15 protein-coding genes and 1 pseudogene are annotated in these 26,866 nt (G+C 69.8%); 7 read left to right on the top strand and 9 right to left on the bottom strand.

What is annotated here, in order from left to right; translation table 11 throughout:
• Window positions 1–290: 290 nt before the first annotated feature.
• Window positions 291–946 (top strand): annotated as a pseudogene (locus tag IF17_RS1000000138120) (IS5 family transposase); the annotation flags it as partial.
• 87 nt (window positions 947–1,033) lie between these two features.
• Here IF17_RS1000000138120 and IF17_RS0129765 read toward each other — a convergent pair.
• Window positions 1,034–1,738, bottom strand: coding sequence for an LURP-one-related family protein (locus IF17_RS0129765; protein WP_030572455.1), 705 nt, complete (start codon window positions 1,736–1,738; stop codon window positions 1,034–1,036).
• Window positions 1,739–2,036: 298 nt separating this feature from the next.
• Between IF17_RS0129765 and IF17_RS0129760 the strand changes: the two genes are divergently transcribed.
• Both IF17_RS0129760 and IF17_RS0129755 read left to right on the top strand, forming a co-directional pair.
• Window positions 2,037–3,890: a sensor histidine kinase gene (locus IF17_RS0129760; RefSeq protein WP_244890560.1), complete on the top strand. Its 1,854-nt coding sequence runs from the start codon at window positions 2,037–2,039 to the stop codon at window positions 3,888–3,890.
• Window positions 3,891–3,994: 104 nt separating this feature from the next.
• Window positions 3,995–4,672: a response regulator transcription factor gene (locus IF17_RS0129755; protein WP_030572449.1), complete on the top strand. Its 678-nt coding sequence runs from the start codon at window positions 3,995–3,997 to the stop codon at window positions 4,670–4,672.
• 1,164 nt (window positions 4,673–5,836) lie between these two features.
• Here IF17_RS0129755 and IF17_RS0129750 read toward each other — a convergent pair.
• The 3 genes from IF17_RS0129750 to IF17_RS0129740 form a co-directional block, all read right to left on the bottom strand.
• Window positions 5,837–6,217, bottom strand: a complete 381-nt coding sequence (locus IF17_RS0129750; RefSeq protein WP_030572446.1) for a hypothetical protein — start codon at window positions 6,215–6,217, stop codon at window positions 5,837–5,839.
• A 219-nt stretch (window positions 6,218–6,436) separates the two neighbouring features.
• Entirely contained in the window at window positions 6,437–7,966 is a 1,530-nt protein-coding gene (locus IF17_RS0129745; protein ID WP_030572443.1) for a helix-turn-helix domain-containing protein, read from the bottom strand.
• Window positions 7,967–8,155: 189 nt separating this feature from the next.
• Window positions 8,156–8,992 (bottom strand): alpha/beta fold hydrolase, encoded by an 837-nt coding sequence (locus IF17_RS0129740; protein ID WP_030572440.1) that lies wholly within the window; start codon window positions 8,990–8,992, stop codon window positions 8,156–8,158.
• A 199-nt stretch (window positions 8,993–9,191) separates the two neighbouring features.
• On the opposite strand from IF17_RS0129740, the gene IF17_RS0129735 reads away from it, so the two are divergent.
• From IF17_RS0129735 to acnA, 3 genes are all read left to right on the top strand, one after another.
• Window positions 9,192–11,981: an alpha/beta hydrolase gene (locus IF17_RS0129735; RefSeq protein ID WP_030572437.1), complete on the top strand. Its 2,790-nt coding sequence runs from the start codon at window positions 9,192–9,194 to the stop codon at window positions 11,979–11,981.
• A 207-nt stretch (window positions 11,982–12,188) separates the two neighbouring features.
• Complete coding sequence (locus tag IF17_RS0129725) at window positions 12,189–12,758, top strand: hypothetical protein (RefSeq protein WP_244890559.1); 570 nt, start codon at window positions 12,189–12,191, stop codon at window positions 12,756–12,758.
• Window positions 12,759–13,001: 243 nt separating this feature from the next.
• Entirely contained in the window at window positions 13,002–15,719 is a 2,718-nt protein-coding gene (acnA, locus tag IF17_RS0129720; protein WP_030572427.1) for an aconitate hydratase AcnA, read from the top strand.
• 93 nt (window positions 15,720–15,812) lie between these two features.
• Here acnA and IF17_RS0129715 read toward each other — a convergent pair whose 3' ends face one another.
• From IF17_RS0129715 to IF17_RS0129700, 4 genes are all read right to left on the bottom strand, one after another.
• Window positions 15,813–16,991, bottom strand: coding sequence for an amidase domain-containing protein (locus IF17_RS0129715; RefSeq protein WP_030572424.1), 1,179 nt, complete (start codon window positions 16,989–16,991; stop codon window positions 15,813–15,815).
• A gap of 149 nt (window positions 16,992–17,140) precedes the next feature.
• Window positions 17,141–18,427, bottom strand: coding sequence for a polysaccharide deacetylase family protein (locus IF17_RS0129710; protein WP_030572421.1), 1,287 nt, complete (start codon window positions 18,425–18,427; stop codon window positions 17,141–17,143).
• Between the two features lie 50 nt (window positions 18,428–18,477).
• Complete coding sequence (locus IF17_RS0129705) at window positions 18,478–20,742, bottom strand: transglycosylase domain-containing protein (protein WP_030572418.1); 2,265 nt, start codon at window positions 20,740–20,742, stop codon at window positions 18,478–18,480.
• Window positions 20,743–21,119: 377 nt separating this feature from the next.
• The gene (locus IF17_RS0129700) at window positions 21,120–21,728 is read right to left on the bottom strand and encodes an FxLYD domain-containing protein (RefSeq protein ID WP_030572416.1); all 609 of its coding nucleotides are present in this window, start codon (window positions 21,726–21,728) and stop codon (window positions 21,120–21,122) included.
• A gap of 95 nt (window positions 21,729–21,823) precedes the next feature.
• Here IF17_RS0129700 and IF17_RS0129695 point away from each other — a divergent pair, with 95 nt between their 5' ends.
• Window positions 21,824–22,441: a histidine phosphatase family protein gene (locus IF17_RS0129695; RefSeq protein WP_030572413.1), complete on the top strand. Its 618-nt coding sequence runs from the start codon at window positions 21,824–21,826 to the stop codon at window positions 22,439–22,441.
• 72 nt (window positions 22,442–22,513) lie between these two features.
• Here the strand turns inward: IF17_RS0129695 and IF17_RS0129690 are convergent, their stop codons facing one another.
• A complete protein-coding gene (locus IF17_RS0129690) occupies window positions 22,514–26,386 on the bottom strand; it encodes a GH92 family glycosyl hydrolase (protein ID WP_030572410.1) in 3,873 nt (1,290 codons plus the stop codon).
• Between the last annotated feature and the right edge of the window lie 480 nt (window positions 26,387–26,866).

Below are 26,866 nucleotides of genomic sequence, written 5' to 3'. Positions count from 1 at the left end.
GGGCGGAGCGCAGTCGCCGAGACCTTGGCGCTAGGTCGTGTCCGGCGGATCTTGACCGGGTCCACGACGCCTGGCAGGGCACCTCGCGGCGTTGCCGAAACGCCCGAATCGCTCCGCGATGAGGACGTTCCAGCGCCTTGCGATGCACCGCACCAGACGCCGCGGCCTGTCCGGCCCTGATCCGCCGGACACGCCCTAGTCGTGTCTTCGATTGAGCTTGAGTGGTGGTTCAGGGGCGGGTGATACGTCGCCATGAACTGTCCGATGAGGAAGAGGAGTTCGTCCGGCCGCTGCTGCCTGCGTCCTTGCGGGGGTGGAAGCGGTGGGACGATCGAAGGGTGCTCAACGGGATCGTGTGCAAGTTCCGCACCGGCACGGCCTGGCCGGACGTGCCTGAGCGGTATGGGCCGTGGTGGACGCTGCACACCCGGTTTCGCCGGTGGGCCCTGGACGGCGCCTTCGAGCGGATGCTCCGGGCCGCGCAGGCCCGGGTGGACGCGGCGGGGGACGCCGCACCCCATGCCTCGGAGGCTCGCGGCGTGGCCTGACCAGCAGGATTCACCTGGCCTGTGACGCTTTCGGGCGTCCGCTCGCCTTCGCTCTCACGGGCGGGAACACCAACGACTGCACGCAGTTCACCGCCGTGATGGAAGCGATCCGGGTGCCCCGCCCCGGGCCGGGGCGGCCCCGGGTGCGGCCGGCTCACGTGCTGGGCGACAAGGGCTACAGCTCCCGCGCGATACGAACCTGGCTCAGGCGTCGCTGCATCGGCCATACCATCCCCGAGCGGGCCGACCAGGTCCGCAACCGGCTCCGGCGCGGCAGCCGGGGCGGACGCCCGCCAAGCTTCGACAAGCAGCTCTACAAGCGGCGCGACGTAGTGGAACGGTGCTTCAACCGGCTCAAGCAGTGGCGCGGCATCGCGACCCGCTACGACAAGACCGCCGAGCCTGTGGCGTGCCGGCAACACGACGCGCAACGGCTGTCCGTGGCGTACCTGACTTGTATCGCCGTAGCGGGAGTGATGTACGTGTCAGTCCACTTCCAGGGCGTCCAGAGCCAGCGTGTGGGCTATGGCGAGGCGGCGGTCGATGTCGGGCGCGAGGATCTCAAGTACGTACCGGGTGTGCAGCCCCAGCTTCTTGGTGACGGTCATCAGCGGCTTGCCGCTCTCGGTGTAATCGAAGCGGTACGGCCAGATGAACGGTACGTATTCGAGATACGGCACGAACTCCCAGATGAACCGGACGAAGGCCACCACCCGGCTGTGCTCGCGGCCGGTCAGTTTCATCGTCCCCGGCTGGCGCACCTGCCATGTCCTGCGGAGGAGGGACGCGCCCGCGTCCTCGTAGAACGACCCCAAGGACTGGCCCGAAGCGTCCCGCACGTCGTACATGTAGCCCACTTCGTGGTTGCGGCCCTTGAAGGCGGCGAGAACGGACTTCCTGGACGCGTCCGTATAGACGGTCACCTGTCCCCTGAGCGACAGCTGCTTCTCGCGTGCGTAGGCGACGGGCTGGCCCTCGGAGCCGTCCGGCCGGGCCACGCTCACCACGTACTCGCCGGCCGTGAGGCTCAGTGTCTTCTTGATGACGAAGGTGTCGTGGGACTGGATGTCCGGTGCTTCCGCAGTGGTGGGAGCCGGGACTGGGGCGGGGGTGGCCTTGGTGAGGCTGACGGCCGCCCTGTCCTTCTCCGCGCCCGTTCCTGTACTCGACTCCGTGCCCGTGCTGTCCATGTGGCATCTCCCGTTGTCCGCGTGGCCCCGATTCGGTCCGTCCATCGTCGGCCGCACGACCGGCCCGGCGCAGTCTCCGGAAGTCGCGATCCTGGGCGACGAAAGGTGTCAACTTTCGTCGTACGGTGGCACGACGCTCGGCCGATGCACGCGTTCTTCCGGGGGTCCTACCGTCGGTCCGGTGTATGCGGACAGGGAAGTGGATGTGAGTGTGAGGGCAGGTACGGATGTGGGAGATCGACGGGTACGTTCCGCCGGGCTCGCCGTTCGGGGCCTCCGGCGGCGGTTGAGCGGCGGTGTGCTCTGGAGCCCCGCCCGTATCGTCGGGGAGGCGGTGCTCGCCGTCACTCTCGCCGGGCTCGCCACGGGCATCGGCGCGTGGGTGGACACGCTCGACGCGCGGACCGTCCTCCTCGCCGGGGCGATGGCCCTGCTGGCGCCCGCGCGCCACGCGCTGCCCGCGACCGTCCTCATCCTCTCCGCCCCGATGGCCGGGGGGTGGAGCGTCATGGCCACCGTGCTGCTGGTCTGCGCCGCCTGGTCGGCGGGGCGGCGGATCACGGAACCCTGGCGGGTGGCCGCCGCCTTCGGGGCCGCGTGTGTGCTCCACACCGTCCCGGGCCTGTACCACGACATCACCTCGGGGGCCGCGCCCGTGCTGCCCGTCACCCTCGGGTGGAACGTCGTGACATTCCTGACCCTGGCCGTGGTGCCGGCCCTCGTCGGCCGCTACCGGGACCAACGGCGGCGACTGCTCAGCGCGTTGTGGCAGAACAATCAGCAACTCAGGCGCGAGCAGGCGATGGTGGCCCGTGAGGCGCGGTTGCTGGAGCGCAACCGCATCGCCCATGACATGCACGACAGCCTCGGCCATCAGCTCGCCCTGATCTCCGTGCACGCGGGCGCCCTCCAGGTCGACCCGGAGCTGACCGGGAGCCAGCGGGAGGCCGTACGGATCCTCCGGGGCGCCTCCGTCACCGCGATGGCGGAGTTGCGGGCGGCGGTGGGGGTGCTCCACGACGCGGCGGAGTATTGGGAGCAACAGAGCGAGCAGCAGTACCAGGGGCATCAGTCTCACCAGGGGAACCAGGGGGAGATTTCCTACCGGGAGTACGGGGAGCACCGGGAACACCAGGGGCGCCAGCGGCAGCCGGTGGGCGACGGCGCCTCGGTGCCGTACGCGCCCCGTACCACCGCCGCCATCGACGGCCTGGTCGAGTCGTCCAGGGGCGCGGGCACGGCGGTGTCGCTGGACCGGAGCGGTGTCCGGAGGCCGTTGGCGCCCGCCGCTGACCACGAGGCGTACCGCATCGTCCAGGAGGGGTTGACCAACGCCCACAAGCACGCGCCGGGTGCCCCGATACGCCTTGCCCTGCGGTACGAACCGGACAGCCTGGTCGTGGAGGTCACCAACGGGCCCGTGCCGGGCGGAGCGCCCGAGGTGCCGCCGGAGATCAGCGGCGGCCAAGGGCTGAAAGGGCTGCACGAGCGGGTCGGCCGGGTCGGCGGCATGGTGCACACCGGGCCCACCGAGGACGGCGGCTTCCGGATCGCGGGGATGCTGCCGTACGGGGAGGAGAGCAAGGCGGGAAGCGGGGCGGAGGGCCGGGCGGGGCACCTCGGGGGACACGGGGCGGGGAACGGTGCCCGGGGCGCGGGGCCGTACGGCGCGACCTCAGTCGTACCGGCTCGCGACGTTCGGGGGCAGCTGGGTCCGGGGGCGGTGGACGACGGTGGAACGGTCATCAACGGGGCCGATCCACAGAGGGAGTTCACCGCCATTATGAGTACCAGGAAGAACGTCGCCATCGGCTGCGCCGTCACCGCCGTCGTCCTCGTCGCAGGCGTCATCGGCCTGGGTGTCTGGGGGATCGGCGTCATGACGGAAGAGGTGAAGAAGGCGGACATCTCGCCGAGCGTCTTCGAGGAGGCGAAGGTCGGGGATGCCGAGGCGGACATCCAGGCCAGGCTCCCCAAGGAGGACTCGTGGCTCACCTCGGACCTGGCGGACCAGGGGCCCGAACTGCCCGAGGGGGCGACGTGCCGGCACTTCACCTCCAAGGACGACCAAGGGGTCGACGAACTCACCGTCTTCCGGTTCTGCTTCCGGGACGGGAAGTTGGTCTCCAAGGAGACGTACAAGGCGAAGTGATGCCGGGCTCCGCGCGGTGGGTCTGCCGGTACAGGGCATGATGGCGGTGCCACTCCGTCCGTTCTCCTTGACAACGTCATGATCGACACCGCGCAGGAGGTTGTGTGATCCGGGTCCTCGTCGCCGATGACGAGCCGCTCATCAGGGCCGGCATCAGAATGATCCTCACCTCGGCCGACGACATCGACGTGGTCGCCGAGGCCGGGGACGGCCGCGAGGCGGTGGAGAAGGCCCGGGGCGGCGGGGTCAACGTGGCGCTGCTGGACATCCAGATGCCGGTGATGGACGGGCTGACGGCGCTGGTCGAGCTCGGCCGCGCCGCGCCGAAGGTACGGGTCCTGATCCTCACCACCTTCGGCGAGCGTGACAACGTACTGCGGACGCTCGGCCACGGCGGTGCGGGGTTCCTGCTGAAGGACTCCGCGCCCGACGAGCTGATCCAGGCGGTGCGGGCCGCGGCGGCGGGCAACGCGTATCTCTCACCCGCGGCAACCCGGCATGTGGCGGACGTGCTCTCCGCCACTGGGGCCACCACGCGCGGGGAGGCCGCGCGGCGCCGGCTCGACGGGCTCACCACCCGGGAGCACGAGGTGCTGGCGCTGCTCGGGGAGGGGCTCTCCAACGCGGACGCGGGGCGGCGGCTGCATATGAGCGAGGCCACGGTGAAGACGTACGTCAGCCGCATCCTCACCAAGCTCGACTGCGACAACCGCGTCCAGGCCGCCCTCCTCGCCCGCGACGCCGGGCTTCAGCCGGGGGGACTTCAGCCGGGCGGGCGCTGACCGGACGGAGCGTCACTTCCGTACGGCCTGACGTCCGTACGGGGGCGCGGCGTCCGTACGTGCCCCTTCCGGCCCGGTGGGCCGAGACACGCGGATCCGCCCGACCGTATCCGTACGGTCGTATCGCACCGCCAGGCCTGGGCGGTCGGGTCCCCGCTCGTCGGAGCCTCCCCCGAGGACACGAGGGAGGGCTCTTCCGGACGGACCGAAACGGGCCTCTGCCCCCTGACCGTGCTGCTCCGGTTCAGGGCCGACTTCTACGACTGCCGGACACGCCCTGGGGGAGGGCGAAGCTCGCAGGCCCGTGTCCTCGGACACATCGTGATGCGCGTCGCGATGGTCCTCCAGTGGTGGCGCGTCACTGGACGCCGCCCGGAGGGGGCGCAGCGGTGGACAGCCGGTGGACAGACGCCTTCGGACGAGACAGCACGCGGCCGCACAGGGGAGACTGCCCCACACGGCGATCTGGGAAAACGTCATCAGGAAGCAGGGTGCCGCACCACCAGGCGCGATCGCTCTCGTCATGCGCAGGCCTTGGGTTCGAAACCTGAAGACAGCGCTGGCCCGGTTGAGGGTCAGAGCTGCAGGCGCCGGGGTCGCACATGGTGGTTTCAGGAACCGGGAGCCGTCTCCTCCAGGAAACGTTCCACTTCGCGGGCCATGCCGGAATCAGCTCCTGACGCGAGAGAGTCCCGTTGAGCCCTCGTGGATGCCGAGTCCGCCGACCCAGAGGTATGCGAACGCTTGCTCACCGTCGCCCTGCGGACTGAATTGGATGTCCAGTTGCCGCAACTGTGCGGGGGATGGGGCGGCGTAGACGGTGGCTGTCGCCCGCCGTTGTGGACAGAGGTTGAAGCCTCGGATGTCGCTGAAGCCGTACTCATCCACGAAGGCGCCGTGGCCGTCTCGTCCCACACGGACGTCTGAGTGGCGGGGATGGCCGCACAAATCGATGGAGAGCTGTGTGGAACGGCGGTTCTCGAACGTCACCTGGGACGAGAGTCAGCCCGTTCGCCTCGCCCCACGACCCTGTGGAGGCACTCCCCTCGTGAGGATGTGCAACCCGTACACGCAGGCCGGCCCACTCATCGGACTGATAGTCCTGCCAGTCTCCGATGACGTTCGGCGATTCCCGAGATCCCTCATCTGACTGCTCACGTCAGCTTACGTCCTGCGTTCGTCTCCACCGCTGCGTGGAGCGTAGGAGAGGGCTTTGAACGTTATGCCGAACGGCGGCTTCGCCGGCCCCTTCGTAATCTTGATGACCTTGCTGGCGTCGATGTACGCGCCCGCCATCCCCTCCCGCTGGTACGCCCCGTGCGTCGACTCGATCGCGCCACGCGCCGTGCCCGCACCGCACTCGTACTGACCGTGTAGAACACCCTGGCCATGGCACTGATCAACGAGCCGGGGACCGAGGCGTATCACCCCGGGTTCCGAGGCGGCTGGGCGAATGTTCGCCCGGTACGTGTAGAGGTCCGGGCGAAACCGGTCGTAGTCGACTCCGACTTGCAGGAACGCCAGTGGCAGCGTCGGTGCGGGCATTGCGAGGCCCCTCCGGCGAGCACTCTCCGTGAAAGGTGACGGGCTATCAGGTATCCCTGATGCATCGTCACCCATTGAAGATCATCTTGCACACGCGTTGCACAAGGTGATGAAGAACAGCGGTGATCAATGGAAGGCCGAGAAAGGGTATAGCCACAGGTCGTAGCGTGTTCAGGGGTGTCGTGCCCCGTGTCCCCAAGGGGCACGACACCCCGCCCGTCAGATGTCCCGGAAGATCTCGATCTGCGCCCCCACCGAGTTGAGCCGCTCCGCCAGCTCCTCATAACCCCGGTTGATGACATAGACGTTGCGCAGTACGGAGGTGCCCTCGGCCGCCATCATCGCCAGCAGCACCACCACGGCGGGCCGCAGTGCGGGCGGGCACATCATCTCGGCGGCGCGCCAGCGGGTCGGGCCTTCGACCAGGACCCGGTGCGGGTCGAGGAGTTGGAGGCGGCCGCCCAGGCGGTTGAGGTCGGTGAGGTAGATCGCGCGGTTGTCGTAGACCCAGTCGTGGATCAGGGTCTGGCCGTGTGCGGCGGCCGCGATGGCGGCGAAGAACGGGACGTTGTCGATGTTGAGGCCGGGGAACGGCATCGGGTGGATCTTGTCGATCGGCGCCTCCAGCTTGGAGGGCCGGACCGTCAGGTCCACCAGCCGGGTGCGGGCGTTGTCGGCCGCGTACTCCGGGGTGCGGTCGCAGTCGACGCCCATCTCCTCCAGGACCGCGAGCTCGATCTCCAGGAACTCGATCGGCACCCGGCGGATGGTGAGTTCGGACTCGGTCACCACCGCGGCGGCCAGCAGGCTCATCGCCTCGACCGGGTCCTCGGAGGGGGAGTAGTCCACGTCCACGTCGATCTGCGGGACCCCGTGCACGGTGAGTGTCGTCGTGCCGATGCCGTCGACCCGTACGCCCAGCGCCTCCAGGAAGAAGCAGAGGTCCTGGACCATGTAGTTGGAGGAGGCGTTGCGGATGACCGTCGTGCCGTCGTGGCGGGCGGCGGCCAGCAGGGCGTTCTCGGTCACGGTGTCGCCGCGCTCGGTCAGCACGATGGGGCGGCCGGGGGAGACCGAGCGGTCCACCTGGGCGTGGTAGAGCCCCTCCGTGGCGGCGATCTCCAGGCCGAACCGGCGCAGCGCGATCATGTGCGGCTCGATCGTGCGGGTGCCCAGGTCGCAGCCGCCCGCGTACGGCAGGGTGAACTGCTCCATCCGGTGCAGCAGCGGGCCCAGGAACATGATGATGGAGCGGGTGCGGCGCGCGGCGTCGGCGTCGATCGCCTCCATCTCCAGCTGCGCGGGCGGCACGATCTCCAGGTCCACGCCGTCGTTGACCCAGCGGGTGCGCACCCCGATGGAGTTCAGCACCTCCAGGAGGCGGAAGACCTCCTCGATCCTGGCGACCCGGCGCAGGACCGTACGGCCCTTGTTGAGCAGCGAGGCGCACAGCAGCGCGACACAGGCGTTCTTGCTGGTCTTGACGTCGATGGCGCCGGAGAGGCGACGGCCCCCGACGACCCGCAGATGCATGGGCCCGGAGTAACCGAGCGACACGATCTCGCTGTCGAGAGCTTCGCCGATGCGGGCGATCATCTCAAGGCTGATGTTCTGGTTGCCGCGCTCGATGCGGTTGACGGCACTCTGGCTGGTGCCGAGCGCCTCGGCCAGCTGTGTCTGTGTCCAGCCCCGGTGCTGCCGGGCGTCACGGATGAGCTTGCCGATGCGTGCGAGGTAGTCGTCTGGCATGTCGGCAGGTTATCTCAGATATGAGATGAGGCTCATGTGGGGGTGTGCCGTTCGAGTGAGGAGTGAGGAGCGAGGAGGGAGAAGTGCGGGGAGTGCAACGGTCGCCCGTGCCCCATCGTCCCCCGGGCGGGCCGACGGGGCGCGCGGCGCGCGGCTGTACGGGGGGTGTGTACGGGGAGGGCCCGGACCTCAGCCGCGCAGCCCCGCCAGCCACTCCAGGGCCTCCGCGCCCCCGTCGAGCACGGAGATGTGCCCGTCCGCCGGGCGCACCCGCAGTTCGGCCGTCGGGCAGCGGTCGGCGAGCCAGTGGCTGTGGGCGGCCGGTGCTATCCGGTCCTGGCCGCCGTGGAGCAGGAGCAGGGGCGCGGCGATCCGTACGGGGTCGAAGCCCCACGGAGTGACGTACGCCAGGTCGTCGGTGATCAGGCCGTCCGGCCCGGCCTCCAGAGCGGGGCCCACCACCTCGTCGAACCAGGACCAGTCACCGGCCAGCGCCTCGTGGTCGGCGTCGGTGAACATCTCCGGGTCGTACCCGGCGCCCGCCTCGTACGCCTCCTTCGCCGCACGCCCCTCCGCGGCCGCCCGCAGCGAGGCGGCCGAGGACGGCACCATGCCCGCGAACCAGTCGAGCCCCTCGGCGCCGTACGGGGCGAGTCCCGCGGCCGTCACCACCCCGAGGACCCGGTCGGGCAGCAGGGCGCCGCAGGCCAGCGCGTGCGGGCCGCCGCCGGAGTGGCCGAGGACGGCGAACCGGTCGATGCCGAGCGCGTCGGCGACCGCCCGTACATCGGCCGCGGCCGACGCCACGTCACGGGCGGGGAGCGGGGACGAACCGCCGTAGCCGGGACGGTCGTACGACACCCAGCGGACGGACAGCTTCCCGGCGGCGGCGAAGAGCGGAACGGGCGGCGAGCCGATGTTCGGCGTGCCGTGGTGCCAGAAGACCGCGAGTCCGTCGCCGCCCGTGTCGTACACATGGAGCGTGCGGCCGTCCTCCAGCCGTAGATCGCTCTCCGTGACCCTCACTCCGCCGCCCCTCCGCCGCGCAGAACATTTCCCCGAAGACGACCCTACCGACCGGCTCCGACAACAGAGGTGCCGCCGATCACTCCGCCCGCAGAGGCAACCCACCGGTTCGCCTCCCCGTCTCGATCTCCGAGAGCGCGTTCGAACCGGAACAGACCACCGGAACGGACGCGCGCACGACCAGGGTTGAGGAGGAGCTTTGATACGTGGCCGGAGAGCATGGGCCACCGCGATAGCGGTGCTGACGGTGGCGGGGGTGGCGCCGACGGGGGCGTACGCCGCGCCGGTGCCGCCGGAGATACCCGGCGCCACCGCGCCGGCCCAGCCCGGTGACGCGCTGCCGCCCGGCTGGCGCATCGCCGGTGAGAAGGGGCAGAACCACCTGGAGTGGCGCGCGCCCGAGCCGGTCCCCATGGGCGACGCCCGCGTGGAGTTCCGCGCGAACGGCGAACTCGTGGGCGTACCCGAACCGCAGGACGACGGCCGGACCTTCCGGCTCCCCCTGGACGAGGTCAGCACCGCCGACCTCGGCGACCTCGCCGTCGAGGCGGCCGGGCGCCGGCTCGACGAGGCCCCGGACGCGGGCGCGAGCCGCCGGGCCAAGCCGCCCGCCCCGAAGCTCCCGCCCAAGCTGCCCGCAGGCGCCGTCGACCCGGGCAAGCCCGGCAAGTACGCCACCACCACCGGCGAGTACAGCCTCGCCTCCGTGAAGCTCCCGGGCTTCCCCGCACCGGTCGAGATGCGCGGTGTCGTGGTCGCCCCGAAGAAGGCACCCGGCAAGCGTCCCGTCGCCCTCTTCCTGCACGGCCGCCACGCCACCTGCTACGTCCCCGGCAAGGACGGGGAGGCCTCCGGCGACTGGCCCTGCGCCAAGGGCAGCAAGCCGATCCCCAGCCACCGGGGCTATCTGCGCGACCAGAAGCTGCTGGCCTCCCAGGGGTACGTGACCGTCTCCATCTCCGCCAACGGCATCAACGGCCAGGACTGGAACGCCGAGGACGGCGGCGCGCAGGCCCGCTCCTCGCTGATCCGCAACCACCTCGGCCGCTGGGCCGACTGGGCCGCCAAGCCCTCCACCGCGCCCGCCGCCGTACGCAAGGGCCCGAAGACCGACCTGTCCAAGGTGCTCCTCGTCGGGCACTCGCGCGGCGGCGAGGGCGTCAACCGCGCGGTGATGGACAGCCTGTACAAGCCGCCGGCCGCCCAGGACGGCTACCGGTCGAAGGCCCGCTGGAACATCCGCGGCACCGTCCACATCGGCCCCACCATCTTCGGCCAGAACCCGGTGCCGGACGTCCCCTCGCTCACCATCCTGCCCGGCTGCGACGGTGACGTCTCCGACCTCCAGGGGCAGGTGTTCACGGACGGCACCCGAGGCGTCAGCCGCGGCAAGGCCCTGCACAGCTCGGTCTACATGGTCGGCGCCAACCACAACTACTTCAACAGCGAGTGGACGCCCGGCCAGGCCCAGGCCCCGGCCGACGACGACTTCTGGCACGACCCCGAGTCGCCCGACCCGCTCTGCTCGCCCGGTGCCGCCGGCCGGCTCTCCGCCAACCAGCAGCACAAGGCGGGCGCGACCTACATCGCCGCCGCCGCACGGCTTTTCGTCGGCGGTGACGACCGCGTACGCCAGCTCGTCGACGGCACCGGCCGCCGCGCCCCCTCCGCCGACCCCGCCCGGGTGCTCACCCACGCGGTCGGCGGCAACCGGAGCGCCGGCTTCCTCCCTGACGACCCGCAGGGCCCGCTGAAGGTCACCGGCGCCAAGCTGTGCGACGCCGTCGCCCCCGGCCGTTCGGCCTGCATGGGCGAGAAGGACCCCGGCTCCTCACCGCACTTCGCCTCCTGGCGCGCCGAGCACGAGGCCGGCCGCCGCGCGGTCGCCCTGGACTGGAAGAAGCCGGGCACCATCGCCCGCGTCACCCCGAAGAAGCCGGTCTCGGTCAAGGGCGCCCAGAGCCTCGCGCTCCGCGTCGCCGTACCGGCGAACACCAGCGGCACCCGCTTCGACGTCCACGTCAAGGACGCCAAGGGCAAGCGGGCCAAGCTGGGCAGCGTCAAGATCGACGGGCTCCCCGGCACCGACCGCACCGCCTCGTACTGGGCGCAGGAGGTCCGCGTCCCGCTGACCGCCGCGACCCGCGCCAAGCTGAACCTCGCCTCGATCGCCTCCCTGGAGCTGACCCCGAAGTCCTCCTCCGGCAAGGCGTGGCTGATGGATGCCTGGTCCTGGAAGCCGGGCACCCCCGCGGTGAAGGCCGCCGGACTCGCCCGCGTCGACATCGGCACCCTCACGGTCAAGGAGGGCGACTCGGGATTCCGTACGTACCAGGTGCCCGTCCGCACCACCGGCAAGAACGCGGGCGCGGTCCGGCTGTACGTGGATGACCCGAAGACCGGCAAGTCGACCGGCCGACTGGTCAAGGTCGGCCCCGGCACCGCCGGGATCAAGGTCACGGTGAAGGTCGAGGGCAACAAGCGCTACGGCTGGGACAAGACCCACGGGGTCGCGGTCAAGGCGGTCCGGGGCACGGTCGTCGGCGCTGACGCCGGCGGCGTCCTCGCCGAGAACGACGACCCGATGCCCAAGGTGAGCATCAAGCCGGTGGCCGCCGATGTCACCGAGGGCGAGCCGCTGACCTGGCGCATCTCGCTCTCGGAGAAGGCGGACGTCGAGATCTGGACCACGGCCCAGCTGCTCCCCGTCCCCGACGGCCGCCCGGAGCTGTCCACGGCCGACGTCGACCAGGAGTGGCTGTCCCAGCTCGTGGAGAAGGCCCCGAACCCGGCGATCCCGCTCTCGAAGGTCGAGTACGGCACGCTGTGGACGACGGTCGAGGCGGGCCAGAAGTCCGCCGACCTGACCGTCCCGACCGTCCGTGACCAGCTGAAGGAGCCGGCCGAGTACGTCCGCTTCCAGCTCTCGGACAACAACGACGCGCCCCTGGGCCCGCCCTTCGAGGGCACGGTCCGCGACGCGCCGTAGCCCCGTCCGCTGAACCGCGTCCGGCCCCTCCGCGACCTTGCGGAGGGGCCGGACCTCTATTCCGGGCCCCTGGAGTGTCCGGGCCCCTGGGACGACCGTGCCTCCGCCGCCCGGCCGATCCCGCCGCGTACCCCTCGTACCGGAGGCTCATGAGTTCCGCCGCGCAGGCTGATGAACGTGCGGACGCGGACGGCCACGATGATTCGCATGACCTTACGGAAGCCTCCCGCCACCCCGCGGACCCCCGCGACCCCGCGGACCCCCGCGACCCCGCGGACACCCGTGGCGCCGCCGCCCCGCTGGGCGGTCCGGGCCGCGCACCTCACCGCGCTGGTGGTCCTGCCGAGCGGGCTGTGGCGCATCGCCCTGGTACTCGGCCACCCCGCCGGCTACACGGAGGCGGGCTTCGAGCCCTTCGCGACGGTCGACGCCAAGATCTGGATGCTGACCCTCAGCGTGGTCAGCGAGCTGGTCGCCCTCCTGACCCTCGGTCTGGTCCGCCCGTGGGGCGAGGTCGTGCCGGGCTGGATCCCGCTGATCGGCGGGCGGAGGGTTCGCCCCCTGGCCGCCGTCGTCCCCGCCGCCCTCGGCGCTGCGGCTCTGACCCTGATATGGGCAGCCGTTCCCTTCTGGTGGACCTACCCGCACGCGGACCTGACCGCCACCGGGAACCTGGTCGTCGGCATCCTTTATCAGCCGCTGTTCCTCTGGGGTCCGCTGACGGCGGCCGTCACGGTCTCCTACCACCGTCGGCATCGCGTCCGGCGGCGCGGGTAGGAGCGCAGAAGGGCACCTGGGCATGGCGGAAGGGCACCTGGGCATGACCGAGCGGCGGCTATGTACTAGAGTTATCTCGACATCGAGATATCTGCCGAGGTGCACCGCAGCCGCCGCCCGGTAAGGCATACCTAACTAAGCCTTACCTTAGCGGATGGTCGGGGCCGTAGGCGGCACAACGCGGCGCCCGCTGCCAATGAGGCGCGGCGCGGTAGAACGCGCACATTGAAGAAGGAGACTGTCGTGTCGGCGAACAGCTTCGACGCCCGCAGCACGCTGCGCGTGGGCGACGAGTCGTACGAGATCTTCAAGCTGGACAAGGTAGAGGGCTCCGCGCGCCTCCCGTACAGCCTGAAGGTCCTGCTGGAGAACCTGCTCCGTACCGAGGACGGCGCGAACATCACCGCCGACCACATCCGTGCCATCGGCGGCTGGGACTCCCAGGCGCAGCCCAGCCAGGAGATCCAGTTCACGCCGGCCCGCGTGATCATGCAGGACTTCACCGGCGTGCCCTGTGTCGTGGACCTCGCCACCATGCGTGAGGCCGTCAAGGAGCTCGGCGGCGACCCGGCGAAGATCAACCCGCTGGCCCCGGCCGAGCTGGTCATCGACCACTCCGTCATCGCCGACAAGTTCGGCACCAACGAGGCGTTCGCCCAGAACGTCGAGCTGGAGTACGGCCGCAACAAGGAGCGCTACCAGTTCCTGCGCTGGGGCCAGACCGCCTTCGACGAGTTCAAGGTCGTCCCCCCGGGCACCGGCATCGTCCACCAGGTGAACATCGAGCACCTGGCGCGTACGGTCATGGTCCGCAACGGCCAGGCCTACCCCGACACCCTCGTCGGCACCGACTCGCACACCACCATGGTCAACGGCCTGGGTGTGCTGGGCTGGGGCGTCGGCGGCATCGAGGCCGAGGCCGCGATGCTCGGCCAGCCGGTCTCCATGCTCATCCCGCGCGTCGTCGGCTTCAAGCTGACCGGCGAGCTCCCGGCCGGCACCACCGCCACCGACCTCGTGCTGACCATCACCGAGATGCTCCGCAAGCACGGCGTCGTCGGCAAGTTCGTCGAGTTCTACGGTGAGGGCGTCGCCGCCACCTCCCTGGCCAACCGCGCCACCATCGGCAACATGTCGCCGGAGTTCGGCTCCACCGCCGCGATCTTCCCGATCGACGACGAGACGCTGAAGTACCTGCGCCTGACCGGCCGCGACGAGCAGCAGGTCGCCCTCGTCGAGGCGTACGCCAAGGAGCAGGGCCTCTGGCTGGACCCGGCCGCCGAGCCGGACTTCTCCGAGAAGCTGGAGCTCGACCTCTCCACGGTCGTCCCCTCCATCGCCGGCCCGAAGCGCCCGCAGGACCGCATCGTCCTGGCCAACGCCTCCCAGCAGTTCGCGCAGGACGTCCGCAACTACGTGTCGGACGAGATGGAGGCGAGCAAGGAGTCCTTCCCGGCCTCCGACGCCCCGTCCACGACGCCGAACGGCGTCCCGTCCAAGCCGGTCACCGTCACGGCCCCCGACGGCTCGACGTACGAGATCGACCACGGCGCCGTCACCGTCGCCGCGATCACCTCCTGCACCAACACCTCGAACCCGTACGTCATGGTCGCCGCCGCGCTCGTGGCGAAGAAGGCGGTCGAGAAGGGCCTGACCCGCAAGCCGTGGGTCAAGACCACCCTCGCCCCGGGCTCGAAGGTCGTCACCGACTACTTCGACAAGGCGGGCCTGACCCCGTACCTCGACAAGGTCGGCTTCAACCTCGTCGGCTACGGCTGCACCACCTGCATCGGCAACTCCGGCCCGCTGCCGGAGGAGGTCTCCAAGGCGGTCAACGACAACGACCTCGCGGTCACCTCGGTGCTCTCCGGCAACCGTAACTTCGAGGGCCGGATCAACCCCGACGTCAAGATGAACTACCTGGCGTCCCCGCCGCTGGTCGTCGCGTACGCCATCGCCGGTTCGATGAAGGTCGACATCACCAAGGACGCCCTCGGCGTCGACCAGGACGGCAAGCCGGTCTACCTGACCGACATCTGGCCGACCGAGGCCGAGGTCAACGACGTCGTGGCGAACGCCATCGGCGAGGACATGTTCAACAAGTCCTACCAGGACGTCTTCGCGGGCGACGCCCAGTGGCAGGCGCTGCCGATCCCGACCGGCAACACCTTCGAGTGGGACTCCGAGTCCACCTACGTGCGCAAGCCCCCGTACTTCGAGGGCATGACGATGGAGACGACCCCGGTCGAGGACATCACCGGCGCCCGGGTCCTCGCCAAGCTCGGCGACTCGGTCACCACCGACCACATCTCCCCGGCCGGCGCCATCAAGGCCGACACCCCGGCCGGCAAGTACCTCACGGAGCACGGCATCGAGCGCCGTGACTTCAACTCCTACGGCTCGCGCCGTGGTAACCACGAGGTCATGATCCGCGGCACGTTCGCCAACATCCGCCTGCGCAACCAGATCGCGCCGGGCACCGAGGGCGGCTACACCCGCGACTTCACCCAGGCGGACGGCCCGGTGTCGTTCATCTACGACGCCTCGCAGAACTACCAGGCCGCCGGCACCCCCCTCGCGATCCTCGCGGGCAAGGAGTACGGCTCCGGCTCGTCCCGTGACTGGGCCGCCAAGGGCACCGCGCTCCTCGGCGTCAAGGCCGTCATCGCCGAGTCCTACGAGCGCATCCACCGCTCGAACCTCATCGGCATGGGCGTCCTCCCGCTCCAGTTCCCCGAGGGCCAGAACGCCGAGACCCTCGGCCTCACCGGTGAGGAGACCTTCTCCTTCACCGGCGTCACCGAGCTGAACAACGGCACCACCCCGCGCACGGTCAAGGTCACCACCGACACCGGCGTGGAGTTCGACGGCGTCGTCCGTATCGACACCCCCGGCGAGGCGGACTACTACCGCAACGGCGGCATCCTGCAGTACGTGCTCCGCAGCCTGATCCGCAAGTAGGCGGACCGGCGGCCGAGTGAGAAGGCCGGCCGGGACACCACAGCGCCCCTCGTCCATGGACGAGGGGCGCTGTGGTTCGGGGGTGGCCGACCGTCAGGTGCGGTAGGCGTAGTACGCGGCGTTCGGGTAGGACGAGATGATGCTCGTCACCGAACGGCGCAGGGTGTTGGTGGAGTGGTACGTCAGGTACGGCACGCCGTTGCGGCGGGACGTGACGATCATGGTGTGGTCCTTGGACCCGTCCTTGTTGAAGTCGACCTGGAGGACGTCGCCGACGTCCATCTGGTAGACGTTGGCAAGGCTGGTGGTGCGCTTGGAGTTCTGCGCGAACCAGGACCACTCGTTGACGCCGACGAAGGAGTGCGACTGGATGTCGGCGGTGCCGAACCAGCGCGTGTAGTCGTAGACGTAACCGGGCACATGCTTCCAGCCGCCGGCCTTGAGCGACTGGCTGACGAAGTTGGTGCAGTCGCCGCCCGCACCGGCCCCGTTGAAGTTGGGGTAGGCCGGGTTGTAGTTCGTCCAGTACTTCTCCGCGTACGCGGCCATCGCCTGGTAGTCGTACTCGCCGCCGGTGAGCTTCTTGGGGACGGCCGTCGGGCGCTTCGTGATGGCGGCGCGGGGCGCAGCCGGAGTGGTGGTGGTGGTCTTGGCCGCCACGGTCGTGGTCTTCGGCTGGGCGAGCTGGTTGACCGCGAGGTAGCCGTCGCCGGCCTCGCGGATCTTCGTGACCTTCCAGGAGCCCTGCTTGTCCGCCCTGAAGGTCAGTTCGTGGTGGGCCTGGAAACCGGTGGTGCCCGGCTCGCCGCCGGTGACCTTCGCGTAGGTCAGGGTGGTGTTCTCGGTGACCACGACGACGGCGGTGCGGCCCTTGACCTCGGTGCGGTCCAGGGTGACCTTGGTGCTGCCGGCGCTGTACTTCTCGCCGTTGCTCGCCAGCCGGTTCCTGCGGTCGTCGAGCTGCTTCCGGGCGGCGTCCTCGGTGCGGCCGATGCCGGAGGAGAGCTCCACCTTGCCCGAAAAGCGTCCGGCGAGGGCCTTCTTGCCGCCGTGGCGCGGCTGGTCGACCAGCGCGTTGGTGCGGTCGGTGAAGACCGCGTCGGCCAGACTCTGGAAGGCGGCCTTGGTCTTGGCGTCGACCTGGGGCTCGGCCGCCGTGGAGGCGCCCGCGTTCCAGTTGGGCAGCAGTGCGACGCCCGCGACGGCCGATGTGGCCGCCGCCGTGAGTATCGTCGCCCGGCGTCGCGTGTGCTTCAGTTTTCTTGACTTCACTGGCGTTCTTCCCTCTTTTCCCGGCATGGGACCGCCGAGCTAAGCGGCATCTTCGCATGCCCTGTGCAGCTGGTGTGAAGGAGGTGGGCGACTGTTGCAAGGAGGTTTTCGGACTGTCACCGCCCGTGAGGTTGACGGCCGTTGGCCGGTCACTTCACGACGGTGGACCAGTCCGGGGACTGGGCGGGATCCAGGCTGCGCAGCCGCTCCAGGGTGGCGGGCTTCTGGACGTCCATCCAGTCGGCGAGCTCCTTGAAGGAGACGCACTTGACGTCCTTCTTGGTGCACACGGTTTCTATCATCCGGTCGACGGCCTTCATGTATATGCCGCCGTTCCACTCCTCGAAGTGGTTGCCGATGAACAGCGGGGCACGGCTGCCGTAGTAGACGCGGTTGAACCCGGCTGTGTAGGTGTCCAGGGTCTCCTGCTGCCACTTCGGGTGCATGGCCGGGTCGCCGTCGGTCTTGCCGTCGGACTGGTTGTAGAGGAAGTTGAAGTCCATGGACAGGCCCTGGTACTTGCCGCCCTCGTACGGGAGCATCTGGAGCGGGAAGTCCCATATGCCGTTCTTCTTCTGCGGCCATATCTGGAAGTCACCGGCGGAGCTGGCGTCGTAGCGCCATTTGTAGCTTTTGGCCGCCTTGAGGAGGTTGGCCTGGCCTTCGAGGCAGGGAGCCCGGCCGCCGGTTACCTCGCGGCGTATGTCGAACGGCAGCGGGTCGAGATCGGTCCTGCCGGTGTTCGTCTTCCACTTCTCGACGAAGCCGTAGAACTGGTCGATCTCGCTCTTCCACTCGGGCACGCTCCAGTCGCCGCCGCCCTGCGCGCCGCAGAAGTGCCCGTTGAAGTGGGTGCCGATCTCGTTGCCGTCCTTCCAGGCCCCGGCGAGCTGCTCCAGGGTGGTGTAGACGTGCTCGTCGGTGGGGAAGCTGATGGCCGCGCTGCCCCGGGGGTGCTGCGGCGGGTCGTACAGGTCCTTCTTGCCCTTGGGCAGCAGGTAGATGCCGGTGAGGAAGAAGGTCATGTGGGCGTCGTACCGATTGGCCATCTCCCGGTAGTGCGCGAACAGTCCGTCATCGCCCTGGAGGGCCCCGTCCCAGGAGAAGACCACGAACTGCGGCGGCTTCTCGCCGGGCTTGAGGGGCCGGGGCTTCAGCTGCCCCTTCTGCGGGCCGGTGTAGGAGGTCGAGCCGTCGCCGAGCACCTCGACCTTGCCGTCCCAGGCCGGTTCCCGCGAGGCCCCGGACAGCGGTTTGCGCTCCGAGCGGTTCGTCGCGGACGCGGTCGGGGTGGTGTCGTCGGTGCCGGACAGGACCAGGTAGCCGCCGAGGGTGGAGGCGACGACGAGGACCGCCGCCACGGCGAGCGTTCGGGGGCGGGCGGGGAGACGGCGGGGTGCGGGGTCCTTACGACGTCGGCCCGACGGCTTGTTCATCTGCGGCTCAATCTCTCGGGGGCGTGGACGGTGCCGGTCGGCGCCGGTGGTCAGCCGAGCGGTCTCAGGGCTTCCGACCAGATGCCATAGGGGACGCTGTCGGCGATCGTGCCGGCCAGTCCCTCCAGCGGTAGGGGTTCGAGGCTCTTGGCCAGGTCGATGCGGTAGACGACGACCGCGGTGGAGACCTTCTTCTCGGTGCCGACGTACCAGGCGGCGGTGTCGCCCTCGGTGGTGCCCCGCTTTCCGGCGACCTCGCCGCCGGCCTTCGCGGCGGTCTCCGGATAGGCGGTACGGAAGGCGTCCGTCAGGGCGGACTGCACCTCGGCGGCGGTGCCGGCGTCCATGGCCCGGCGCGGGTCCGGGGTGTCCGTGGCGACCTTGTGGCCGTTGCGGGTGACCTTGAGGATCGTGTACGGCTCGGTGTGCCGGCCCTCGGCGGCGAAGGTGGTGTAGCCGCTGGCCATCCGGATGGCGCTGGGCGTGGAGCTGCCGGCGGCCAGTGCGGGGACCTGGGCGCCGAGGCTGGAGCGCAGCAGTCCGGCGTCCTGGGCGGTGGCACGGACCTTGTCAAGTCCGGTGTCCAGGCCGAGCTGCATGAAGGTGGTGTTGACGGAGTTGGCGAGGGCCCGGTGCAGGGATATCTGCCCGTAGGACCGCCCGCCGTCGTTCTTCGCGGCGACCTTGCGGCCGCTGCGGTCCCAGTAGGGCCCTTCCGGCGTGGTGACGGGCACCTTGTCGTCGCCTACGTACACCGTCTCGCCCGTCACCGGCTCGGGGGCGCCGTCCCGGCTCTTGCGTACGCCGTGCTCCAGGGCTGCGGCGTAGACGAACGGCTGGAACGCCGAGCCGGCGGGCACGGTGGTCGCGTTGGACTCGTTGTAGCCCTGCTTACGGTGGTCGGGCCCGCCGTGGATGGCCAGGATCCGCCCGTCCACGGCGACGGAGGCGGCGCCGTAATGGACGTGCTTCGCGGCCTTCGGGTTGTCCTTGCGGGCCTTGTCGCGGGCCGCGCCGACTGCCTTCGTGAGCTGGTCCACGCGCTTCTTGTCGAACGTCGTGTAGATCTGGTAGCCGCCGCGGTCGAAGTCCTTGTCGGAGATGCCCGCCGCCTTCTTGGCGTGCTGGGTGGCGAGTTCCACCAGGTAGTCGCTCTGCTCACCGGTGTTGTAGAGCGGATTGCTCTCCAGCGTCTTCGGGAAGGTCCGGTAGCCGGCGCGCTCCTCCGGCGACAGCTTGCCGATCTTCACCATCCGGTCGAGCGTCCAGCTCCACCGCTCCTGCGCACGGGTGCGGTTGGCCGCGCCGAGCGACGGATCGTACAGTCCGGCGCCCTTGAGGAGGGTGGCGAGGAAGGCGCCCTCGCTGGCGTTGAGCTCGCTCACGTCCTTGCCGTAGTACGCCTGGGCGGCGCGCTGGATGCCGTAGGTGCCCCGGCCGAACCAGCTGGTGTTGAGGTACCCCTCCAGGATCTCGTCCTTGCTCATCTTGTTGTCGAGCTTGAGAGCCATCATGGCCTCGGTGAACTTGCGGCTGTAGGTCTGCTCCTGGCTGAGGTAGACATTCTTGACGTACTGCTGGGTGATGGTCGAGCCGCCCTGGGTGCTGCCCTGTCCGAAGGTGCGCAGGATGGCGCGGGTGAGACCCTTGGCCGAGATGCCGGGGTCGCTGTAGAAGCTCTCGTTCTCGGCGGCGAGCACCGCCCAGCGCACATCCTCGGGCACGTCGCCCAGCTCCATCTCCTGCCGCTGCACCCAGCCGGCGCGGGCCATGGGGGTGCCGTCGGCCCAGAAGTAGACGGTGTCCTGCTGGGTGGCGTAGGAGTTGAGGTTCTCCGGGATGTCGGTGGCGGCGTAGGCGACGGTCAGGGTCAGGGCACTGAGCCCGAACGAGGCGAGGGCCGCGCCTCCGGCCTGCCGCCAGGTGGGCACCCAGCGCTTCCAGCCGGTCCGGCCGGGCCGGGGGTAGTGCGGCCGCACGCGGCGCAGCCAGGGGCCGAGCACGGCGACGACGGCGGCGGTGGCGGCGGTGACCGCGGCGGTGAGGCGGGCGGCGGGTGCCGACTTGGGCGCCTTGCGGCGGCGCCGGGTACCCGGTCGGCCGGGCAGGGCGGCTTTGGCGTCCGCGCGGCGGGAGGCGCGGGATCCGGAGGCGGTCGTCGGGGAGTCGCCGCTCGGTGCGGTCCGTCCGGCTTCATCCGGTTCGGAGGGTATGTCGGCGATGTCGTCGGATATCTCGCGCCGCCCTCCGCCGGGTATCGACGGCTCTCCGGAGGGGGCGGTGGGTATGCCGCCTTCGGGTACGCGGAGCTGCATCGTCTCGTCGGGTACGAGCCGCCGCCCGAGGGAACGCCTGCTTGCCGAGGGACGGGACTCCGAGGGGTCCCCCTCGCCTCCCTGAGCGTGCGCTCCCTGCCCTGCCTGGGTCACGATCGGCCTCTCTCCGTACTCCCTACGCGGCGCGCGCAGGCAGGCAGGTAGTACAGACGTACGAGGGCTTGATCCGGTTGCCGTACGGCGGTCGCAAACCCTGACTCCCCCCCGACCTCAACGGATCGCGGCTCTCAAATTACCAGCGTGCTTCGCACGATCTCCACATGATGCTCGGGCGAATCCGGTCACATCATGGCTGACCGGTGTCTGTCGGGTCCGCCCGGCGCTCTCCTCAGCGCATCGCACACGGCATGGGCGTGCTACATAGGGTCCCGCGTCACCTGCTTGACGCGGCACGTCGTGCCGGTCGGCACCTCGCCGACCCCCTGCGCCTTCACCTTCACCGATGCGCCGGGGGCCAGGTCGTCGGTGGTCGCGATGCCGCCGGTCAGCACCGTGCCCTTCGCATCCAGGAACTCGACGAACACGACGTAACCCGCCGGGCTCCCGCTCCCGTTCACGATCGTCAGATCGGCGTGCTGCCAGCCGATCAGCGAGTCCCGAACGCACTTCGTGATGGTGACGTCCCGCTCGGCGGCCGGCCCGGACGCGACAGGCTCGGGCTCCTCCTCGACCGGCTCCTCCTCCACCGGGTCCTCGCCGTACGGCTGCTCGTCGTAAGGCTCCTCGTCGTACGGGCCGGAGTAGGGCGCGTCCGACCGTGCGGGCGGCAGCGCGATGGAGTCCGAGACCGAGTCCAGCAGGGAGTAGACGAGCGCCACCAGCGCCCCCGCCACGACCAGCCCACCGCCCACGGCGAGCGACACGATCAGCCCCGTACGCTGCGGCTTGCCCGGCGGCGCGGCGGGAGGCGCCCAGGGCGACGGCTGCGGCTGTTCGGGCGGCGGAGGCGGCAAGTTGTCGGACATGAGGTCCCCCCACGGGAAGTCGGCCAGGTGAGGGACTTACGGTACGTGGCCCCACCCACGCCACCACCACCCGTACAGAGAGTGAACGGACCTCCATGGGCGAGCTGATCCTCATCCGGCACGGCGAGACCGAATGGTCCCGCTCCGGGCAGCACACGAGCTGGACCGACCTCCCCCTGACCGCCACCGGCGAGCGCCAGGCCCGCGCCCTCGTGCCGCTGCTCGCCGACCGGAACATCGGGCTCACCCTCGTCAGCCCCTCGATCCGGGCCCGCCGCACCGCCGAGCTGGCCGGGCTCCACGCCCCCCGGGTCACCCCCGAGCTGCGGGAATGGGACTACGGCGGCTACGAGGGCATCACCACCCAGGCGATCCGCCGCACCCGCCCCTTCTGGAACCTCTGGACCGACGGTGTCGACCCCGGCTCCGACGAGCACCCCGGCGAGAGCCCCGCAGACGTCGGGCAGCGCGCCGACCAGGTGCTCGCGGGCGTCCGGTCGGCCGCCGAGGGGATCGGGAGCGCGGACATCGCGCTCGTCGCCCACTCGCACTTCCTGCGCGTCCTCACCGCCCGGTACCTCGGTCTCACCCCCGCCGAGGGCCGGCTCTTCCAGCTCGCCACCGGGGCCGTCTCCCGGCTCGGCACCGAGCACGGCCGGCCGGTCGTCGCCGCACTCAACGTGGCCCTGCCCGAGAGCCTGCACGAGGCCTGAGACGCCTCGAGCGCCGACGGCCGGCACCCCGTCCATGCGAGGTACCGGCCGCCTGCGTGTGTCAGTCACGGATCAGGAGAGCAGCTCCACCTCCGCCAGCGTCGCCGGACCCGTGAGCACCAGCCGGTACTGCGCGTACGTGCCCGGCTTGTCCACCGAGAAGGCCCGGGTCTGCTTGTCCCAGGCGAAGGACTGGCCGGAGCGGCGGTCGAGGTCCGTCCACTTCTTGCCGTCCGACGAACCCTGGAGCGTCCAGCCCTTCGGGGCCTTGTCCGCCGACGACGACGTCAGCGTGTACTGGAGCGCCTTGGCGGACGCGCCGGCCGGCAGCTCGACGGAGGTGACCTCCGCCGACGTCGCCGAGGTGTTGTCGAACAGCGCGCTGTCGCCCTTCAGCACATCGCCCTTGGGCGCCGGAGCCTGGTCGTCCTTCTGGATGGAGACCGGGGCCGCGTCCTTGCCCGTGCCCCAGGCGGACGGCTTCGGACCCATGTCGAACTCCAGCGTGCCGCCCTTGGCCAGCACATCGTGCGGGAGCGCGGTGGAGGTCCACTTCTTGCCGTTGACCTTCACGCCCTGCACGTAGATGTTCTTGTCGCTGTTCTTCGGCGCCTTCACGGTCAGCTTGCGGCCGTTGTCCATGCGGACGGTGACCTTCTTGAAGAGCGGCGAGCCGATCGCGTACTCCCCGCTGCCCATCACCAGCGGGTAGAAGCCGAGTGCGGAGAAGAGGTACCAGGCCGACTGCTCGCCGTTGTCCTCGTCGCCGTGGATGCCCTGCCCGATCTCGCTGCCCACGTACAGGCGGCCCAGCACCTCGCGGACCTTCTCCTGCGTCTTGTAGGGCTGCGAGGCCGCGTTGTACATGTACGTGGCGTGGTGGGCGACCTGGTTGCTGTGCCCGTACTGGCCCATCCGCACGTCACGCGCCTCGGTCATCTCGTGGATGACCCCGCCGTAGCTGCCGACGAACTCCGGGCCCGCCGTCTCCGGCGTCGAGAAGTACGTGTCCAGCTTCTTGCCGAGCCCCGCGCGGCCGCCGTACAGGTTGGCCAGGCCCCGGCTGTCCTGCGGGGCGGTGAAGGCGTAGCCCCAGCCGTTGGTCTCGGTGTAGTCGTAGCCCCACACGCGGGGGTCGTAACTGTCCGAGGGGAGGCGCCAGTCGCCGTTCAGCTTCTTGCCCTGGAAGAAGCCCGCCTTCTCGTCGAAGAGCTTGACGTACTTCTGCGCCCGGTTGAGGAAGTAGGCGGACTCCTCCTTGTACCGCGCCTTCTTCGTCTTCTTGTAGAGCTCCTCGCCCATGCGCGCGATGCCGTAGTCGTTGAGGTAGCCCTCCAGCGACCAGGACAGGCCCTCGTGCGTCGCGGTGTTGGCGTAACCGGTGAAGACCGAGGTCTCCATGCCCTTGCGGCCGACGTCCGAGGAGGGCGGGGCCACCGTGGCGTTCTTGACCGCCGCGTCGTACGCCGCCTCCGCGTCGAACTTCACGCCCTTGACGTACGCGTCCGCGAAGGCCACGTCCGAGCTGGTGCCGGTCATCAGGTCCGCGTAGCCGGGGGAGGACCAGCGGGAGGTCCAGCCGCCGTCCTTGTAGTGCTGGACGAAGCCGTCCACCAGCTCGCCGGCCTTCTTCGGGGAGAAGAAGGAGTAGGCGGGCCAGGTCGTGCGGTAGGTGTCCCAGAAGCCGTTGTTGACGTACACCTTGCCGTCGACGATCTTCGCGCCGGTCTGCGTCGGGGTGTCCGTGCCGGTCGGCTTGGAGAAGGGGCTCGCGTACTTGTTCTTCCCGTCGACCTTCTCGTGGCCGGAGTTCGGGTAGAGGTAGAGCCGGTAGAGGCTGGAGTAGAGCGAGGTCAGCTGGTCCTCGTTGGCGCCCTCGACCTCGATCGTCCGCAGGATGTCGTCCCAGGCCTGCTGCGCCTTGCGCTGCACCTTCTCGAAGGAGGTGGACTCCGGGATCTCCATCGCCAGGTTCTTCTTCGCCTGGTCGACGCCGATCAGCGAGGTCGCCAGACGCAGGTTGACCGTGCGGTCCTTGCCCGCGTCGAAGCGGAAGAAGCCGGTGACGTCGTCACCGCCCCCGCCCTTCAGCTTGCCGCTGTCCGTCACCGGCGCGTCGAAGACGCCGTACACGAACATGCGGGTGGCGCCGGTGGACAGACCGCTCTTCACGTCCGTGTAGCCGGAGAAGGAGCGGGTCTTGGGGTCCAGGGTCAGACCGCCGGCGTTCGACACGTTGTCGAAGACCAGGCTGGCGTCCTTGCCGGGGTAGGTGAACCGCATCCGCGCCGCGTGGTCCGTCGGCGCGATCTCGGTCTTGAGGCCGTTCTCGAACGTGACGCCGTAGTAGTGCGGCTTCGCGGTCTCGTTCTCGTGCCGGAACGGCAGCGCGCGGGCCGTGCGGGCGGCGTCCGGGGTGCCGGCCGCGGCCGAGGGCATCACCTGGAAGGTCTGCCGGTCGCCCATCCAGGGGCTCGGCTCATGGCTGGCGCTGAAGGCCTGGAGCGTGGGGAGGTTGTCCTCGTTGTTGCCCCGGTGGTAGTCGTACAGCCAGCTCAGCGAACCGGCGTTGGTCACCGGCGTCCAGAAGTTGAAGCCGTGCGGGACGGCGGTGGCCGGAATGTTGTTGCCGCGCGAGAAGCCGCCGGAGGAGTTGGTGCCGCGCGTGGTGAGGGCGTAGTCCGAGAGGTGCGCCTTGCGCTTGGCCGGCTTCTTCGGCTCGATCACGATGTCGTCGACCCAGCCCTGGAACTTCGCCGCGCCCTTGGGGGAGTCGTACGCCACCAGGATCCGGTCGACCGTCTTCCCCGCCGCCACCGTGCCGATGCGGGAGGCGACCTTGTTCCACTGGTTGACGTAGAGGCGCTTGGCCTCCGCCTGGCCCTGCGGGGTCAGCAACCCGCCGTGGCTGTCGGTGGCCTTCAGCTCGCTCAGGTACGTGCCGTCGGTGAAGGCCAGGTCCACCGCGATGTGGGTCGCGGGGTAGTTGAGGTCCGTCTCGCCCATCTGCGGATAGACGAGGTAGGAGAGCTCGGTGTCCTTGGTGACGGCCGTGTTCACGTCGAAGATCTTGTTGTACGAGTACGCCCGGCCGTCCGGCTTGTGCGTACCCGCGTAACGCAGTGCCTTCTTTCCGGTGAATCCCGCACCCGCCTTGGCGGTGGGCGAGCCGGAGGGCCCGCGGTCGGCCTGGCTGCGCATCTCGTCGGGGACGGGCGCGGAGGTGTCACCGTTCGAGAACTGAACGTCGGCGAGCTGGAGGATGTCCGGCGCGCCGTTGTTGGCGGTGATCTCCAGGCGGAAGTGCCGGTAGGCGGTGTCGGAGGCGAAATCGTACGACTTGGTCTCGTGCCGCTTGGCGAAGCTCTCGCCCGTGCGCTGGTCCAGGTCGGTCCACTCCTTGCCGTCGGCCGAGCCCTTGAGCGTCCAGTCCTTCGGGTCGCGCGGGGCGTGGTCGTTGGCGGAGGTGAGCGCGTACGTCGCCACCTTGACCGGCTCGTCCAGGTCGAACTCGACCCAGCCGGTCTTCGCGAACGCCAGCCACTTGGAGCCGGGTTCGACATCGACCAGGTTCTCCTTGACCTCGCCGCCCGCGGTGTTCTCGGCGCTGGCGCGGACCTCGGTCACCCGGTCGGTGACATTGCCCGGTATCCCGGCGGAGAATCCGCCGTCGACACCCGACGAGCGCGCGGTGCCGTCCGGTCCTTCTTCTACCGTGTTGCGCCAGTCCGGCTGCTTCTCGTCCGCTTCGAACGAGGAGCGGAACGTCCTTTCGCCCGACGGTTTCTGGGGTGCCTGGGACGGGCCGGCGACGGCGGCCGTGGGGGCCGCGAGGGCCAGGGCGAGTGATGCCGCGAGGACGGCGGCCGTGCGGCTCCGTCTCGTACGGGCGGCGCTGCTGAAGGCTTTTCCAGCGCCATGGTGGAGACCTCGTGGTGGCTGCATACCGAGCCATTCCTCCCCGGAGCGTGCTTGGACAACGTTGTCATAGCGGGATGCAAGGTCCAGTAGGGATCCAAGTGACAGGACGTGTCAAGGGTGTTGCCGGAGGCGCGCGGCGCGAATCGGCCGTAAGGGGAGAAAGCCGCCCCTGGGTGAGGGCGCACGGTGCCGAGGAGTCCGCGAGGTCTCAACTCGGGAAAGACTGCCGTCCCAACGTGCATTCGATCTTGCTCAGTTGGCGACAAGTGGACTATACCTGTCGCCATCTGCACAGCCGTTTCCGACGGATGCGCACACGGGGGAACAAGGGGACGTCTCCGGGGAGTCATGGACGCCCTGGCGGTACGGTTCTCCGACCACCCCCACTCCGCCGGTTCTTTTTCTCCGGTACACCTGCATATCCGCACGACCCGAGCGCAACCGACCGCGGTGGCGGGGCCCTTCGCCTGAGGCGAATTTTCGACGGGTGACCGGTACACCGCC

This window comes from Streptomyces cyaneofuscatus, assembly GCF_000718135.1.
Taxonomy (GTDB): domain Bacteria; phylum Actinomycetota; class Actinomycetes; order Streptomycetales; family Streptomycetaceae; genus Streptomyces; species Streptomyces cyaneofuscatus.
This window is presented reverse-complemented; position numbering and strand designations above follow the sequence as displayed.